Annotated in this window: 14 protein-coding genes; 9 read left to right on the top strand and 5 right to left on the bottom strand. The window is 63.4% G+C overall.

Features of this window, described 5'->3' with window-relative positions; all coding sequences use genetic code 11:
- Positions 1-10: 10 nt before the first annotated feature.
- From P3T43_RS13950 to P3T43_RS13930, 5 genes are all read right to left on the bottom strand, one after another.
- The gene (locus tag P3T43_RS13950) at positions 11-2,053 is read right to left on the bottom strand and encodes a hydantoinase/oxoprolinase family protein (protein WP_429281631.1); all 2,043 of its coding nucleotides are present in this window, start codon (positions 2,051-2,053) and stop codon (positions 11-13) included.
- A 42-nt stretch (positions 2,054-2,095) separates the two neighbouring features.
- The gene (locus tag P3T43_RS13945) at positions 2,096-4,030 is read right to left on the bottom strand and encodes an ABC transporter ATP-binding protein (protein ID WP_429281630.1); all 1,935 of its coding nucleotides are present in this window, start codon (positions 4,028-4,030) and stop codon (positions 2,096-2,098) included.
- The gene (locus tag P3T43_RS13940) at positions 4,030-4,992 is read right to left on the bottom strand and encodes an ABC transporter permease (RefSeq protein WP_429281629.1); all 963 of its coding nucleotides are present in this window, start codon (positions 4,990-4,992) and stop codon (positions 4,030-4,032) included. The genes P3T43_RS13945 and P3T43_RS13940 overlap by 1 nt, the downstream gene beginning before the upstream one ends.
- 35 nt (positions 4,993-5,027) lie before the next feature.
- Entirely contained in the window at positions 5,028-5,981 is a 954-nt protein-coding gene (locus P3T43_RS13935; protein WP_429281628.1) for an ABC transporter permease, read from the bottom strand.
- A 117-nt stretch (positions 5,982-6,098) separates the two neighbouring features.
- Positions 6,099-7,679 carry an ABC transporter substrate-binding protein gene (locus P3T43_RS13930; RefSeq protein WP_429281627.1) on the bottom strand — a complete coding sequence of 527 codons (1,581 nt, stop codon included), beginning with the start codon at positions 7,677-7,679 and terminating at the stop codon, positions 6,099-6,101.
- 453 nt (positions 7,680-8,132) lie between these two features.
- Here P3T43_RS13930 and P3T43_RS13925 point away from each other — a divergent pair, with 453 nt between their 5' ends.
- From P3T43_RS13925 to P3T43_RS13885, 9 genes are all read left to right on the top strand, one after another.
- Entirely contained in the window at positions 8,133-9,017 is an 885-nt protein-coding gene (locus P3T43_RS13925) for a GNAT family N-acetyltransferase (protein WP_429281626.1), read from the top strand.
- 13 nt (positions 9,018-9,030) lie between these two features.
- Positions 9,031-9,954 (top strand): 2-hydroxyacid dehydrogenase, encoded by a 924-nt coding sequence (locus P3T43_RS13920; RefSeq protein WP_429281625.1) that lies wholly within the window; start codon positions 9,031-9,033, stop codon positions 9,952-9,954.
- Between the two features lie 260 nt (positions 9,955-10,214).
- The gene (locus tag P3T43_RS13915; RefSeq protein ID WP_429281624.1) at positions 10,215-11,615 is read left to right on the top strand and encodes an aspartate aminotransferase family protein; all 1,401 of its coding nucleotides are present in this window, start codon (positions 10,215-10,217) and stop codon (positions 11,613-11,615) included.
- Positions 11,616-11,678: 63 nt separating this feature from the next.
- Positions 11,679-12,176, top strand: a complete 498-nt coding sequence (locus P3T43_RS13910) for an Lrp/AsnC family transcriptional regulator (RefSeq protein ID WP_429281623.1) — start codon at positions 11,679-11,681, stop codon at positions 12,174-12,176.
- Positions 12,177-12,344: 168 nt separating this feature from the next.
- Positions 12,345-13,451: a tartrate dehydrogenase gene (locus P3T43_RS13905; RefSeq protein WP_429281622.1), complete on the top strand. Its 1,107-nt coding sequence runs from the start codon at positions 12,345-12,347 to the stop codon at positions 13,449-13,451.
- Between the two features lie 26 nt (positions 13,452-13,477).
- Complete coding sequence (locus P3T43_RS13900; protein WP_429281621.1) at positions 13,478-14,950, top strand: NAD-dependent succinate-semialdehyde dehydrogenase; 1,473 nt, start codon at positions 13,478-13,480, stop codon at positions 14,948-14,950.
- Between the two features lie 35 nt (positions 14,951-14,985).
- Positions 14,986-15,330 carry a cupin domain-containing protein gene (locus P3T43_RS13895; RefSeq protein ID WP_429281620.1) on the top strand — a complete coding sequence of 115 codons (345 nt, stop codon included), beginning with the start codon at positions 14,986-14,988 and terminating at the stop codon, positions 15,328-15,330.
- Positions 15,331-15,456: 126 nt separating this feature from the next.
- Positions 15,457-16,221: a ParA family protein gene (locus P3T43_RS13890; RefSeq protein ID WP_429281619.1), complete on the top strand. Its 765-nt coding sequence runs from the start codon at positions 15,457-15,459 to the stop codon at positions 16,219-16,221.
- Between the two features lie 204 nt (positions 16,222-16,425).
- Positions 16,426-16,737 carry a DUF4148 domain-containing protein gene (locus tag P3T43_RS13885; RefSeq protein ID WP_429281618.1) on the top strand — a complete coding sequence of 104 codons (312 nt, stop codon included), beginning with the start codon at positions 16,426-16,428 and terminating at the stop codon, positions 16,735-16,737.
- Positions 16,738-16,910: the final 173 nt, after the last annotated feature.

The following is a 16,910-nucleotide window of genomic DNA, read 5'->3' as shown; positions in this document are numbered from 1 at the left end:
CCGTCCGAAATCAGTTGACGACCGTGAAGACCAGATTGCCGTATTCGTCGACACGACCGCGATAACCCGGCAGCACGCTCGTCGTGCAATCGTCCTGCGCGATCACCGCGGGGCCTTCGATCTGCTGACCCGCCTTCAGGTCGGCGCGGTGGTAGAGCGCGGCGTCGTGGAACACGGCGTCCATGAAGACGCGAATCGTGCCCGCCGGCGTCGGCGGCTGATCGCTCGACTCGATGGCTTGCAGCTTCGGTTTGGGCGTCGCCGCGGTGATCACGAGACGCAGCGCGACCACCTGAACGCTGGCCGCGGCATCGCGATGACCGTATAAGCGTTCGTGCTCGCGATGAAACGCTTCACGCACTGCGCCGAGATCCTGGTCGGAGAGCCAGCCGGTCTCGAGCGGCGTATCGATTTCGAAAGACTGGCCCTTGTAACGCATATCCGCCGAAACGACGATGCGCGCCGCGCCGGCGTCGCCGGTCTGGCCGCTCATCCAGGCGCGCGCCGACGTCTCCAGCGCGCGGACGTCGTCGGCAAGACACGCCATCGAGGCGCTATCGAGGTCGTAATAGGTCGTCTTGACGAAGTCATTTCGGGTGTCCGCGATCAGCCCGCCAAGCGCGCTCAGCACGCCCGGCGCGGTCGGCACGACGATCTCTTCCATGCCGATCGCGCGGGCGAAGTAGCACGCGAGCATCGGTCCCGCGCCGCCGAACGGCAGCAGCGAAAACGTGCGTGGGTCGATGCCGAAACGCGACACGATCCGGCTCACGCCGGCATACATGCCCGACACCGCGACGTTGACGATCGCCTCGGCGGTCTTGTAGACGTTGCTGCCAAGCTGGTTGGCGAGCACCTCGACGGCACGGTGGGCCGCGTCGTGATCGACCTTCACCGAGTTGTAGCCGAGGCTCGCGTTGCCGATGACTCCGAGCACGACGAACGCGTCGGTGATGGTCGCGCGTGTGCCGCCGCGTCCATAGCAGACCGGGCCGGGATTCGAGCCCGCGCTTTCCGGGCCGACCTTGAGCACGCCGAAATCGTCGACCCATGCAATCGAGCCGCCGCCATCGCCGATCGACGATACCGAGACCGATGGAATGTGAATCTGGAAGTCGCCGATGTATTCGCCGCTCGCGTATTGCGGCTCGCCATCGACGATCAGCGCGACGTCGGCCGTCGTGCCGCCGATGTCGAGGCTCATGCATTGTTTCAGACCGCTTTGCCGCGCGACGTACGCCGCGCCGATCACGCCCGAGGCGGTGCCCGACAGGATCATCTGCACGCAGTTGGTCTTGCCCGCTTCCGCGCTCATCACGCCGCCGTTCGACTTGGTGACTTTCATGTCGGCGCGGACACCGGTTTCGAGCAGCGCGCGTTGCAACGAGCTGAGATAGTGCGAGACCTTCGGCTGCACATAGCCGCCGATCACCGCCGTCGAGGTGCGTTCATATTCGCGGATGATCGGCCACACGTCGCTTGAACACGACACGAAAAAGCCGGGCAGCGCGCGCTCGATGAGCGCTTTCACTTCATGTTCGTGCGCCGGATTGCGATACGAATGCAACAGCGACACGACCACACCTTCACAACCGGCGCGCTGCAGATTCGCGGCGGCCTCGAGCACGCTGGTTTCGTCGACCGGCGTCTCGACCAGCCCCTCCGCCGTCAGCCGCTCGACCACGCCGAACACGCGCTCGCGCGGCACCAGCGGCGCGGGGCGCTTCGACAGCAGGTTGTACATGTCCGGACCCTTGAGGCGCGCGAGGTCGAGCACGTCTTCGAAGTGGCGCGTCGTGATCAGACCGAGGCGCAGACCCTTGCGCTGCACGACGGCGTTCACGCCAACCGTCGTGCCGTGCGTGAAGTAATCGACATCGCGCGGCGCAATCCCGTAGCGTTCGGCGAGTTGCTCCATCCCGCGCAGCACTTCGCTGCCCGGACTGTCGGGCCGCGAAAAAACCTTGAGCGTTTTCAGCTCGCCGGTCGCGTCGTTCAGCACGGCAAAATCCGCGAACGAGCCGCCGATATCCACCCCGATTCTCAAGCCCATGACGTTTCCTTTTCGTAAAACCGCTTTGCCAGCTTCCCCGCATCAGGCGCGCTCCACATGTTCCACCGACAGCGGTTCGAGTGGCGCCTGGAAGCGGATCAGTTCAGCCTCGCTGCCATGACACAGCACCTGGGCGCCGTTTTCGAGCGTGCGCAGCGTTGGCGTGGTCCGGTTGCATACACCGTCGATGCGCATCGAACAGCGCGAGACGAACGTGCACAGCTCCGGACTGTCGTTCGACGGCCCGATGGGCGTCAGTTCGCGGTGACAGCGTTCGCTCGCTTCATCGAGCCAGCCCGCGCGCAACTCCGGCGCCGACGACACCAGCAGATGCGAATACGGATGGAACGGCGGCGCCGACAACGCGGCGCGATTGCCTGTCTCGACGCGATGACCGGCATACAGCACGACGATGTCGTCGCTGATGGCGCGGACCTTGGCGATGTCATGCGTAATGAACAGATACGACACGCCGAGCTTCTTCTGCAGATCGCGCAGCAGATCGAGAATCGCCGCACCCACGACCGTATCGAGCGCGGACGTGACTTCGTCGCACAGGATCAGGTCGGGTTCGGCCGCGAGCGCGCGCGCCAGATTCACGCGCTGCTTCTGGCCGCCCGACAGCTCCGCCGTACAGCGCGACGCCACCGACGCCGGCAGCCGCACCAGTTCCAGCAGTTCCGCCACCCGTGCCCTGGCGCGCGCACCCTTCATGCCGTGATAGAACGCAAGCGGCCGCGCCAGGGTGCGTTCCACGCTGTGCACCGGATTCAGGGCGGTGTCGGCGTTCTGGAACACGATCTGGATGCGGCGGAACTGATCTTTGGTGCGCCTGTTCAGGTCGCCCGCGAGCGGTTGCCCATCCAGCAGAAGATTGCCGCCGGACGGCGTCACGAGCCCGGCGATCACCTTCGCGAGCGTGGTCTTGCCCGAGCCCGATTCGCCGATGACGCCAACCGTCTGCGCGCGGCCGATCTTCAGATCGACGTCGGTCAGGATCGGTTTGGCGGGCCAGCCTTTCGCGTTGCGGCGGCCATAGCCGGCCATCAGGCGGCGCACTTCCAGCAGAGGCGTCGAGGCACCGGCGGCCGCTTGCGTGTCCTTGGCGGCCTCGCTGTGCGCGTGGCAAGGGGTCGATGCGCCATCCGGCGTGACCGCCGCGATCAGGCTCTGCGTGTACGGATGCGCGGGTGCATGCAGGATCTGTTCGGTCTCGCCCGCCTCGCGGACCGCACCGTCGCTCAGCACGAGAATACGATCGGCCATCTGCGCGACCACCGCCAGATCATGCGACACATAAACCGCCGTCATCCCGCACTTCTTGATGACGCGCTTGAATGCCATCAGTACATCGATCTGCGTGGTGACGTCGAGTGCCGTGGTCGGCTCATCGAGAATCACGAGTTCAGGATCGGTGATCAGCGCCATGGCCGCCATCAGACGTTGCAGCTGGCCGCCGGAGACCTGGTGCGGATAGCGCTTGCCGATCGTGTCCGGCTCGGGCAACGCCAGTTCGCGAAACAGGTCGATGGCCTTGGCCTGGGCAGCGCGCTTGCTTAGCGTGCCGTGAATCAGCGCGCTCTCGATCACCTGATCGAGAATCGTCCGCGACGGGTTGAAGGCGGCCGCCGCGCTCTGCGCGATATAGGCGACCGTGCGGCCGCGCAACGAGGCGAGCCCCTTCGGCGACAGCGCGCGCACGTCCGTTTCGCCGACGCGGATCGAACCGCCCGCGATCCGGCAACCACTGCGCGCATGTCCCATCAGCGACAAGGCGATGGTGGTCTTGCCCGAGCCCGATTCGCCGATCAGCGCGAGGACTTCGCCGCACGCCACGTCGAAATCGATGTCGTGCACGATCGTGGTATCCGGCTCGCCCGGACGGCTGCCGACCACGCGCAGTCCGCGTACTTCAACCAGGTTGCGCGAGGCCGGATCGACCGGCGTGGCCGGTTTCGTCTTCAGTTTCGTTTTCATCAATGACCTCCGTCGGCGCTGCGTGCCACCTTGCTTTTGCCGCCGCGATGCGGCAGACCGTCGATCAGCAGGTTCACGCCGACCGTCAGGATGGCGATGGCGAGCGCCGGCATGATCACGACCGGCGCGCCATCGCCGAGCCCGGCGATGTTTTCGCGCACCAGCGAGCCGAGATCCGCGAACGGCGGTTGCACGCCCAGACCGAGGAAGCTCAGGCCGCTCAGCAGCAGCACGACGAAGGTGAAGCGCAGCCCGGTATCGGTCAGCATCGGGTGCAGCATGTTCGGCAGCATTTCGACGCATGCGATATACAGCGCGCTTTCGCCGCGCGCCCGCGCCACCTGCACGTATTCGAGCTGGCTGATATTGACCGCCAGCGAACGCGCAATCCGGTACGAACCCGGCATATAGCTGATCGCGGCGGTCAGGATCAGCAGCGTCAACGACGAGCCGAACGCGGCCACGATCATCAGCGCGAACATCTTGGAAGGAATCGACGTGATCGCATCGAGCAGACGGCTCATCGTTTCGTCGATCGCGCGCCCCGCGACGGCGGCGAGCAGACCGAGCGTCGTGCCGGTAACGGCGGCCAGCAGCGCCGCCGCGAGCGACAGCAACACCGTCAGCCGGGTGCCGTAGATGATGCGGCTCAGCATGTCGCGGCCGAGATAGTCCGAGCCGAGCGGCAGCTTCGCGCTGAAGCTCGCGAACACGTCGGTGGTGACAATCGAGCCCACCTCGTGCGGCGCGATCAACGGCGCAAACACCGCGACGAACAGCGCGAGGCACACCATGCCGAAGCCGATCCAGCCGCCCGTGGACAGCCTCATGCGCGAGGCAAGCGAGCGGCGGCGCGCCGGGCGCGGCTGGGCCGGCGGCGTCGGACCGCCGCCGAACGGCTGCGGACCGTCCGTACCGGGCGGCAAGGCGCTGCTGCGTTGAACGAGATCGGGCGTGGTCATGGGCCGCACCTCCTGCGGAAAGGGTCGGTTGAAGTTCATGTGCGCAACCTCGGGTTGGAGATGATCGCGCACAGGTCGGCCAGCAGCACCAGCACCAGATAGCCGAGACAGAACAGCAGCGTGCAGGCTTGCACCAGCGGAAAGTCACGGTTGCTGACCGCATCGACCATCAGGCTCGCGAGGCCCGGATAGTTGAAAATGGTCTCGACGATGATCACGCCGCCCAGCAGATACGACAGGCTCAGTGCAATCGCGTTGGCGATCGGACCGATCGCGTTCGGCAGCGCATGACGCAACACCACGCGCGCGGGGCTCGCGCCTTTCAGCACGGCCATTTCCACATACGACGAACCCATCTGTTCGATCACCGCTGCGCGCGTCATGCGCGCCATTTGCGCAATCACGACCGCGCACAGCGTCAGCACCGGCATCGCATAGGCGCGCAGGAACTGGTTGAAGTTATCGATTTCGCCGCCGTACGAGAGCGCCGACAGCCAGTGCAGCTTCACCGCGAAAATCAGCACCGCAATCGTCGCAATCAGGAATTCAGGCGTCGCGACGAGCGATAGCGTGCCGAGACTGACGACGCGATCGATCAGCGAATTGCGATTGACCGCCGCGAGAATCCCAAACGAAACCGCGATCGGCACCGAGACCGCCGTCGTGATGGCGGCGAGGATCAGCGATTTCGGCAGACGGCCTTCTATCAGCTCCGAGACCGGCAAGTTGTCCGACAGCGATACGCCGAAGTTGCCGTGCAGGAGCCCGAACAGCCAGTGCGCGTAGCGCAGATAGGCCGGCTGATCGAGGCCGAACTGCAGGCGTAGCGCCGCGACCGTTTCGGGGGTCGCGGACTGCCCGAGCGCGGCTTGCGCGGCGTCGCCCGGCAGCAGGTTGGTGATCGTGAAGATGATCGCGGACACGATCAGCAGTGTGAGTGCCGTTACCGCGATGCGTCGGACTATCAGTGCGGCTATGTTCTGGTTCATCGTCCAGATCTCCTGAAAATGACACCTGCCGGAACCGGCGCGTGGGGGGCGCCGGACTGACCCGGCGCACACGGCACGCGCGGGTCAGGTTTGCCGCAATGCGGCTACTGCGTTACATCAGGCGTTCCACCACACGTGTTCGGCGAACGAGAAGCCCATCATCGCGCCGCTCGGGATCGAGCCGAGCCCTTGCAGATGCTGGTCGTAGGCATCGAGCAGGCTGATGAACGCAGGAATGCCGATACCGCCCTGATCCGCCACGATCACCTGCATGTCGCCGTACATCTGCTTGCGCTTGGCTTCGTCGGTTTCCGAACGCGCCGACATCAGCAGCTGATCGAACTTCGGATTGTTCCAGCCCGACTCGTTCCACGCGGCATCCGATTTGAAGAACTGCGTGAACAGCACATCGGCGCTCGAACGCGGATTCACGCTGCCGAATCCCAGCGGATGCTTCATCCAGTGATTCGACCAGTAACCGTCCGTGGGCACCCGATTGATGGTGATGTTCGCGCCGATCTTCGCGCCCGTTTGCTGCAGCAATTCGGCCATTTCGATCGAGCCGTTCGCGTCGGCCGTGGCATAGATCGGCGGCAACGCCGGACCGAGCGCACCCGCCTTCTGCAGATGGAACTTGGCCTTGTCGAGGTCGAACTGACGCTGCGGCAGCGACGCATCGAAATAGCGATGGCCCGGCGGAATCGGCTGATCGTTGCCGACCACCGCATAGCCACGGAATACGGCCGAGCGGATCTGGTCGCGATCGAACAGATATTTGATGCCTTGCACGAAATCAGGGTTGCCCGCGAGCGTATTGTCGCGGCGCATGATCAGATCGGTATAAAGACCCGATTTGGTTTCCTTCACCGCATAGCCCGGCGTCGACGCGATGCGCTGCGTGGAGCGCGGATCGACGGAGTTGATCAGGTGCACGTCGCCGGACAGCAGCGCGTTCACCCGTGCGGCGTTGTCGCTGATGCTGATGAGTTCGATCTGGTCGAGATGCGGCAGACCCGGCTTGAAGTAACTGTTGTTGCGCACACCCACGGTCGTCACACCCGGCTTGAAGGTCTTGACCTTGTAGGGACCGGTACCGACCGCCGTCGTGAAATCGGTGGTGCCGTCCTTGATGATGACGAACTGCGGCGTCGCGAGGATCACCGGCAGATCGGCGTTGGGGCTCGTCAGCGTCAGGGTCACTTCGTTCGGGCCGCTCGCCTTGATCTCCGCGAACTGGTCGGCCAGCGTTTTCACCTTCGATGCCGTCGCGGCAATCTTGTGGCGGTTGAGCGAGTACACCACGTCCGCGGGCGTGAGGGCTTTGCCGTCGTGGAAGGTCGCGCCCTTGCGCAGCTTGATGACCCAGACCTTGGCGTCGCGCGTGTCGAGCGCTTCGGCCAGATTCATCTGCGGCGTCAGGCTTTCGTCGAGCTGCGTGAGGCCGCTGTAGAACATGAAATAGCGGATGTAGTCGGAGCCCGCCGAGCCTTTCGCCGGGTCGAGCGTGTCGGCCGTCGAGCCCACGTCGTAGGCCACGCGAATCGTGCCGCCTTTCTTCGGCGCCGGCGCTGGCGCGGCGAATACCGATCTGGCGCCCCCCAGCAGTCCACCCGCGCCGGTCGCGAGCATGCTCCCCGCAGCCAGCACGCGCATCATGTCGCGGCGGCTGAAACCATTTTTGACTTCGTCGTCCTTCATGCGAACTGCTCCTAACAATAACAAGGGTAGATCTGGTCACGGCGTCCGGCGTGCGCGGCGCTCAACTTGATTTAAGCACCCCAAAAAAGTGCCTGTTGTCGCAATCGGGACGTTGCAACCATTCGATTCGGCGGTTTTCAGCGGCTCGCGCAGCACGAATTGCCGTGCGGCGCAGCATGCGCTCCGTGGCGGCTGCGCCCGGGACAGGCGCTGCGGCAGCGTGGCGGGGCTGCGTCCTGACATCAATCGTAAAGTCACACGACTGATATATGCCGCCGACAAAAATGCCAATTCAGCACAACCCGCGCGTTCAGACGGGTTGGACAGCTGTTTTGCATCGTCTCGACGCAGCGGGACCGCGAACTGGGCAAGATAGAAAGATCGTCCTATTAAGCACGCAGCCGAAGTGCGACAGTCGCGAGACAGCGTGACGTCAAAACGAAGGAGTTCGCCGTGTCTGGATCATCGGAAAGTGGGGCCCTGACCTACCGACGCTTTACCCCTGACGACATTGCCGCCGCCCATGGCCTGTCGACGGCCGTGAGCTGGCCGCACCGGCCGGAAGACTGGCGCTTTGCCGCCGACGCCGGCAGCGGCTTCGTCGCGGAGCAGGCCGGTGTGGTGATCGGCACGGCGCTGTGCTGGAAGTTCGGCGCGGACCGCGCGACGCTCGGCATGGTGATCGTGTCGCCGGAGCACCAGGGGCGCGGCATCGGCGCAAAGCTGATGCGACTGATCCTGGAAGAAACCGGCAGCCGCGTCACCTTCCTGCACGCCACCCCGGCGGGCGAGCCGTTGTACGAAAAGCTCGGCTTCCGGGCCTGCGGCGCGCTCGATCAGCATCAGGGCGCGGTGTTCCAGCCGCCGCTCGTCTCACTGCCGGCCGGCGAACGGCTGCGCCCGCTCGGCATCAACGACACGCCGCGACTGATTGCGCTGGCCTCGCGTGCGACCGGGCTCGACCGGGACGCCGTGCTCAGTGCGTTGAGGCAAAGCGCGGATGGCATCGCGCTGGATCGCGACGGCGAACTGCTCGGCTTCTCGCTGTTCCGGCGCTTCGGGCGCGGCTACACGATCGGCCCGGTGATCGCGGCCGATTCTCCGGATTCGAGCCGCGCCAAGGCGCTGATCCGCCACTGGCTGGCGCTCAACGAAGGCGCGTTCATCCGCATCGACGTGCCGGCTGGCAGCGGGCTCACCGACTGGCTCATCGGGCTCGGCATCCCGCGCGTCGATACGGTGGTGAAGATGGTCCGCAACGACGATCCGGGCCGCCACCAGGCCGCACCCGATGAACATTTCCGCCAGTTCGGCATCGTTAACCAGGCCATGCTGTAGGCACGCTGCGCATATGACCTTCCTCTATAAAGCCGACCCGGTTCGCGGCGCGCAATGGGCCGCGCGCTTCGCGCAGCTCGCGCCGGAACTGCCGTTCCGTATCTGGCCCGACATCGGCGATCCGGCCGGCATCCGCTATCTCGCCGCGTGGCAACCGGATGATCTGGCGCAAACGCTGCCGAATCTGGAGATCGTGTTCTCGGTGGCCGCCGGCGTTGATCAGTTCGACCTGACGCGTGTGCCGGCGCATCTACCGGTCGTGCGCATGATTGAGCCGGGAATCGTCGACGGCATGGTCGAATATGTGACCGAAGCCGTGCTGGCCGTGCATCGCGATCTGTTCGACTATGCCCTGCAGCAGCGCGGGCGCGTCTGGAAGCCGCTGCCGGTGCGCACCGCCGCGACGCGCCGGGTGGGCGTCCTCGGGCTCGGCATGCTCGGCACCGCCGTGCTGGAGCGACTGCGCCTGTTCGGTTTTGCCTGCGCGGGCTGGAGCCGCTCGCCGCGCGAGATCGACGGCGTGCAATGCTTTGCCGGCGAAGCCACGCTCGACACCTTTCTCGCCCGCTGCGATGTGCTGGTCTGCCTGCTGCCGCTGACCGACGCGACCCGCGGCCTGCTCGGCCAACGCGTGTTCGACGTTTTGCCGGCGGGCGCCTCGCTGGTTCACGTCGGACGCGGTCCGCAACTCGTGACCGCCGATCTGCTCGACGCACTCGCAAGCGGCCAGTTGCGCAACGCCGTGCTCGATGTCACCGATCCGGAGCCGCTCCCCGCCAGCCATGCGCTGTGGGATCACCCGCGCGTGCGCATCACCCCGCACGTCGCAAGCGCGACGCAGCCCGATACCGCGGTCGATGCGGTACTCGACAATCTGCGCCGCTATCGCGCCGGCGAGCCGATGCGGGGCGCGATCGACCGCACGCGCGGTTATTGAGCGCGGTAGTTGAGCGCGGTTATTGAGTATTGCCAGGCGAGTTGCGGCGCTCACTGCGACGATCACGCGCGCGATGGCTGTGCCGCCATACAGGCAGGGCTTTTAAGCGCGTGCAGCACAAAATGCTGCACATGGGGCTTAAAACGCGGCGCCTGCGCTTTTTCAGACTTTTTTTGGCGACGCAGCCGATAGCGGGGAGCGGATAGTATGGATCGGTCAACTGTCCACCCCGCAGTCCACCCCGCGACGAGATACCCACCATGTCGAATCAATCGCTCATCGAAGCCGACCGCAAGCACCTGATCCATCCAGTCATCAACTACCGCGCGCACGAAGCGCGCGGCGTCACCGTGCTCGAATCCGGACATGGCGCTTTCCTGCGCGATATCGACGGTAACGAGTTGCTCGACGCGTTCTCCGGGCTCTGGTGCGTCAATACCGGCTACGGTCAGGACAGCATCGTCAAGGCAGCCACCGAACAGATGACGCGCCTGCCCTATGCGACCAGCTACTTCCACTTCGGCTCGGAGCCCGCGATCCAGCTAGCCGAACAACTCGTCTCGATCGCCCCGGCTTCACTGCAGCACGTGTATTTCACGCTGGGCGGCTCGGATGCGATCGACTCGGCGATCCGTTTCATCACGCACTACTACAATGCGACCGGCCGGCCTGCCAAGAAGCACATGATCGCGCTGCAACGCGGCTATCACGGGTCCTCCTCGGTGGGTGCCGGATTGACGGCGTTGCCCGCGTTCCATCAACATTTCGATCTGCCGCTGCCGAATCAGCACCATCTGCCATCGCCGTATGCTTATCGTCGACCGAACGGCAGCGATTCGCAGGCATTGATCGCCTCTTCCGTGGCGGCGCTCGAAGCGAAGGTTGCCGAGCTTGGCGCAGATAACGTCGCCGCCTTCTTTTGCGAGCCGATTCAAGGTTCGGGTGGTGTCATCGTCCCGCCGGCCGGCTGGCTCAAGGCCATGCGTGAGGCCTGCCGCCGGCTCGACATCCTGTTCGTCGCGGATGAGGTCATCACCGGTTTCGGCCGCACCGGCCCGCTTTTCGCCTGCGAGGGCGAGCAGGTCGAACCCGATCTGATGACGGTCGCGAAAGGCCTGACCGCGGGCTACGCGCCAATGGGCGCGGTGTTGATGTCGGACGCGATTTATCAGGGGATTGCCGGCCACGCCGGCAGCACGGCGATTGTCGGGCACGGTCACACGTATTCTGCGCATCCGGTGAGTGCGGCGATCGCACTCGAAGTCATGCGCCTCTATCACGAAGGCGGTCTGCTCGCGAACGGCCAGGCCATGGCGCCGCATTTCGCCGCCGGGCTCGACGCGCTGCTGGACCATCCGCTGGTGGGCGATTCGCGGCATCGCGGGTTGCTCGGCGCACTCGAACTCGTGTCGAACAAGGACAGCAAGCAGGGTTTCGACGCGTCGTTGAAGCTGTCGGAACGCATCGCAACGGCGGCCTATCGCAATCGCATTGTGTTCCGTGCATTCGGCGACAACATTCTCGGCTTTGCGCCTGCGCTGTGCTATTCGGAGGCCGAATTTGCGCTGATGTTCGAACGTTTGAAACAGACGCTCGACGATGTACTGAACGAAGCGGAAGTCCGCGCCGCGCTTCGGGGAGCGAGCCGCGCAGCCGCATAACTTCGTGATAACATCGCCGTGCCCGATCAGGACAATTTCCGATCGCTAGACAGAATTAAAGCCATGAGCAGCGACTGCAAACTCGACCGGATTGATCTGCGCATTCTTTCGCAACTGCAAAAGAAAGGCCGTATTACGAACGTCGAGCTTGCCGACGCAGTGGGACTGTCACCCAGTCCCTGTCTGATCCGCGTCAAGCGGCTGGAAAAAGCCGGTTATATCGTCGGTTACGGCGCGCAGATCCAGCTCGAAAAGCTCGGCGACGTGCAGATCGTGTTCACCGAAGTCACCCTTGCCGATCACCGTCGCGAAGACTTCATCAAGTTCGTGGCGGCGATTCGCGACATCGACGAAATCGTCGAATGTCATCTGGCAAGCGGCGGCTACGACTACCTGCTGAAGTTCGTCACGCGCAGCGTCGGTCACTATCAGAGCATTGTCGAAGGCCTGCTCGAACGGGATATCGGCATCGAAAAATACTTCAGCTACGTGATCATCAAAACGCCCTTCATCAAGACGCATTACCCGCTCGAAACGCTCTTCTCGCCGAATCATCATTAAGTACTCGTTCTGAGTGCTTAATGCACGCATTCTGTTCGCGTGCGTTTTTCAGAATGCATGCGGCGTTCGCAAGTCAAATGCAGATTTTTATGCGGTGAACACCCGCATAGAATGAGTCTCGTCGTTTAGCGCGTGCCATGCGGGCACGCTCAATGAGGAGAACTCGCTATGACTCGCAGTTATCGCGTCGCTGTCATTCCTGGCGACGGCATCGGCGTGGAAGTAATGCCCGAAGGCCTGCGCGTACTCGATGTGGCCTGCCAGCGCTTTGGCATCGAGATCCACTATCAGCACATTGAATGGGCGAGTTGCGATTACTACGCGCAACACGGCCAGATGATGCCCGACGACTGGAAGGCACAACTCGAAGGCTGCGACGCGATCCTGTTCGGCGCGGTGGGCTGGCCCGACAAGGTGCCCGACCACATTTCCCTGTGGGGTTCGCTGCTCAAATTCCGCCGCGAGTTCGACCAGTACATCAATCTGCGCCCTGCCCGCCTGTTTGACGGCGTGCCGTCGCCGCTCGCGGGCCGCAAACCCGGCGACATCGATTTCATGATCGTGCGCGAAAATACCGAAGGCGAATATTCGTCGGTAGGCGGCACGATGTATGAAGGCACGGAGCGCGAAATCGTCATGCAGCAAGCGATCTTTTCGCGCCACGGCACCGAACGCGTGCTGAAGTTCGCATTCGATCTGGCCGCGCGCCGCGAGAAGAAGATCACGGTCGCCACCAAGAGCAACGGCATTTCGATCAGCATGCCGTGGTGGGATGCGCGCGCCGCTGAAATGGCCGCACATTATCCCGATGTCGTGTGGGACAAGCAGCATATCGACATCCTCTGCGCACGCTTCGTGTTGAACCCGGATCGCTTCGATGTGGTCGTCGCCTCCAATCTGTTCGGCGACATCCTGTCGGATCTCGGTCCCGCCTGCACGGGCACGATTGGCATTGCGCCGTCGGGCAATCTGAATCCGGAGCGCCGCTTCCCTTCGCTGTTCGAGCCGGTCCATGGATCCGCGCCGGATATTGCCGGCAAGGGGATTGCCAATCCCGTCGCGATGATCTGGTCGGCGGCGATGATGCTCGATTTCCTTGGCAACGGCGCAGGAGTCGAGCGCGCCGCACACGATGCGATGCTGGAAGCCATCGTGCAAGTGCTCAAGGAAGGCCCGCGCAGCGGCGACCTGGGCGGCAACGCATCGACGAGTGAAGTCGGCACGGCGATCGCCGCGCAACTCGCGAAGCGCGCCGCTGCAGCACACATCGATTGAAAGCGTGATGAAAAGTGGAGTCGATCATGACACTGGAAGAGCAAGCCGCCGCGTTGATCCGCGCAGACAATTTCATCAATGGCCAATGGGTGCCCGCGCAAAGCGGCCGGCGCTTCGCGGTCACGAATCCCGCGACCGGCGCGCTGCTCGTCGAAGTCGCCGATAGCGCTGCCGCCGACGCCCGCGCCGCCACCGATGCCGCCGCCCGCGCGCTACCGGACTGGCGTGCCCGTCTGCCGAAAGAGCGTGCTGCCGTGCTGCATCGCTGGCACGCGCTGATCCTCGAACAGCAGGACGCGCTAGGCGCGCTGATCTCGCTCGAACAGGGCAAGCCGTTCGCCGAAGCGCGCGGTGAAGTCGCCTATGGCGCGTCGTACGTCGCGTGGTTCGCCGATGAAGCGACGCGCATTTACGGCGACCTGATTCCCGCGCAGCAACGCGGCAAACGGATGAGCGCGGTGAAGGAGCCCATTGGTATCGTCGCGGCCATCACACCGTGGAATTTCCCGCTCGCGATGATCGCGCGCAAGATCGCCCCTGCACTCGCGGCGGGTTGCACCGTCGTCGCCAAGCCCGCCGAGGACACGCCGCTGACTGCGCTCGCCCTCGTTCATCTCGCGCACGAGGCCGGTGTGCCGAAGGGTGCCCTGAATCTGATCGCGGCGTCCCGGAAATCGACCGTCGAGGCGGTGGCGGACTGGCTCGCCGATGGGCGCGTGCGCAAGATCACCTTCACCGGTTCGACGCCAGTCGGCAAGCACCTTGCGCGCGAATCGGCGGGAACACTGAAGAAGCTGTCGCTGGAACTGGGTGGCAACGCACCGTTCATCGTGTTCGACGACGCAGACCTCGACGCCGCAGTCACCGGCCTGCTCGCCGCCAAATTCCGCAACGGCGGCCAGACTTGCGTCTGCCCGAACCGCGTGTACGTGCAGTCGGGTGTCTATGAACGTTTTGCGCAAATGCTGTGCGCACGGGTTGCAGAACTGCGCGTCGGTCCTGCCAGCCATCCCGCGTCGCAGATCGGCCCGATGATCAATGCGCGTGCCGTCGACAAGATCGCGCGCCATGTCGACGATGCCGTCGCGCACGGCGCAACCGTGTTGACCGGCGGCAGACGCCTTGCCGAACTGGGCCCGAACTATTTCGCGCCAACCGTGCTCGGCGACGTGGGTTCGACGATGGCGTTGTGCGGCGAGGAGACCTTCGGCCCGGTTGCGCCGCTATTCCGTTTCGATACCGAACAGCAGGCCATCGACGCATCGAACGACACGCCGTTCGGCCTCGCATCGTATTTCTACAGCCAGGACCTGCGCCGTATCGAGCGCGTGTCGCGCGCACTGGAGGCCGGCATCGTCGGGATCAATGAAGGCGCGCTCGCATCGGAAGCAGCGCCATTCGGCGGCGTCAAGGAATCGGGCTATGGCCGTGAAGGCTCCAAATATGGCCTCGACGATTATCTGTCGATCAAATATCTCTGCCAGGGTGGACTGGAATAAGTCTCACCCCGAGTCAACACACAGGATAACGAAACGTGAAAGTACAGCAGATCAAACAGGCCGTCGAACTTGGCGGACTCGAGGACTGGGGCACCGCCGCCCTTCCCGGACAGCCAGGGGTGCGCGTATCGGGCAAGCAGTACGTGATTGCGGGCAGCGAGGCCGTCGACACCGGTGTGTTCGAATGCTCGCCCGGCACCTATCGTCGCGTGGTTCAGCAGGCCGAAGTGATGCATCTTCTGTCCGGCTCGGGGTCGTTCACCCCGGACGGAGAAAGCGCCGTCCACTTTCGTGGCGGCGACACGCTGTTTTTCGAGGCCAATACCGAAGGCTTGTGGCAAGTCGATGAAACCATGCGGAAGATCTACGTCATTCTCTGACGACGGCGGGCTTCGCCCCTCGCCAGCCCAATTATTCCTGCGAGAAAATAGCCCATCGCATTTAATCCTGCAGGCTGGCTCAGGTATGCTGATCGCTTTTCGGCAACCTCCGTCCAAGGGGAGAACATGCGGCGCGTCGTATTCAATCAGAAAGGTGGCGTAGGTAAGTCGACCATTGTTTGTAACCTGGCGGCAATCAGCGCCAGCGAAGGCATCCGCACACTGGTCATCGACCTGGACGCTCAGGCGAATTCGAGCCAATACCTTCTTGGCTCGCAAGTGGACGAGGCCACGCCCACCGTTGCCGGTTTCTTTGAAACCGCGTTGACGTTCAGCTTCAGGCCTGTAGACGTCACGTCGTTCATTCATGGCACGCGGTATGAAAACCTCGACGTCATGCCCGCTCATCCTGATCTGGACGCGTTGCATGGCAAACTCGAATCCCGTTACAAGATCTACAAGTTGCGTGACGCGCTGAACGAACTCGACATGTATGACGCGATCTATATCGACACGCCCCCTGCGTTGAACTTCTACACCCGCTCCGCGTTGATCGCGGCCGAGCGTTGCCTGATTCCGTTCGACTGTGATGATTTTTCCCGTCGCGCGCTCTACACGTTGCTGGAGAACGTGAAGGAGATCCAGCAGGATCACAACGACGCACTGGAAGTAGAGGGGATTGTCATCAACCAGTTTCAGCCTCGGGCGAGCCTGCCCCAAAAGCTGGTCGATGAGCTTGTCAGCGAGGGCTTGCCGGTTCTGGCTTCACGGCTATCTTCTTCCGTGAAAATCCGTGAGTCGCATCAGCAGGCAACCCCGCTCATTCACCTCGATGCGGGGCACAAACTGTCGCAAGAATATCGGGCCTTGCATCGGGAATTGACCGACTGAGGCAGAACCACGCGGGCGGCGAATGGACAACAGGCCGACATTGTCGAGGCCGCGCGCATCAACCGGTTCGATTGTGCGATTTGCGAGAAAGGTGATTTCATTATCTAAGTATTTACCCTAAGCCGATATCTGCCTAGACTTGAGTCACTGAATCGCGAACAGGTCTGTTCGTAGCAGGATAAACAAAGTCTGGAGGTTTCGATCATGAAGTCCCTTATTCAAGCTGTCGTTGTTGCTGCCGCCCTTGCTGCTCCGGTTGCCGTGTTCGCGCAATCGAACCAGCCTGTGACTCGTGCAGAAGTGCGTGCCCAACTCGTGCAACTGGAGCAGACTGGCTGGCGTCCGGGCGAAGGTGACCACACCAGCTATCCGGTACAGACTCAAGCTGCTGAAGCCAAGGTAGCTGCGGAAAACGGCGCAACCGGCGTCGGCGGCGTCGCAAGTGGCTCGTCGGACTCGGGTGCACCTGGCGTCCGGGCATTTAGCGGCTCGAGCACGCTTTACCGTGGCCACTAGGCAATAGGACCGGCGACTTGCTGGCGATTGATTTGGCCGCCAGCAGGTCGTGCGGCGCGCACTGCACCGTTGCGCGTCGCCTTGCAATGAATTGACCCGCTTTCCGGTTTGGTCAAAATCGCACACTGTTTCGCTTCAAATACCTCCGCCATCGAGTTCTCGATGGCTTCGCT

Origin of the sequence: Paraburkholderia sp. GAS41, assembly GCF_050436545.1 — a bacterium.
Taxonomy (GTDB): domain Bacteria; phylum Pseudomonadota; class Gammaproteobacteria; order Burkholderiales; family Burkholderiaceae; genus Paraburkholderia.
Note: the sequence above shows the minus strand (reverse complement) of the source record. Positions and strands in the feature narration are given on the sequence as shown.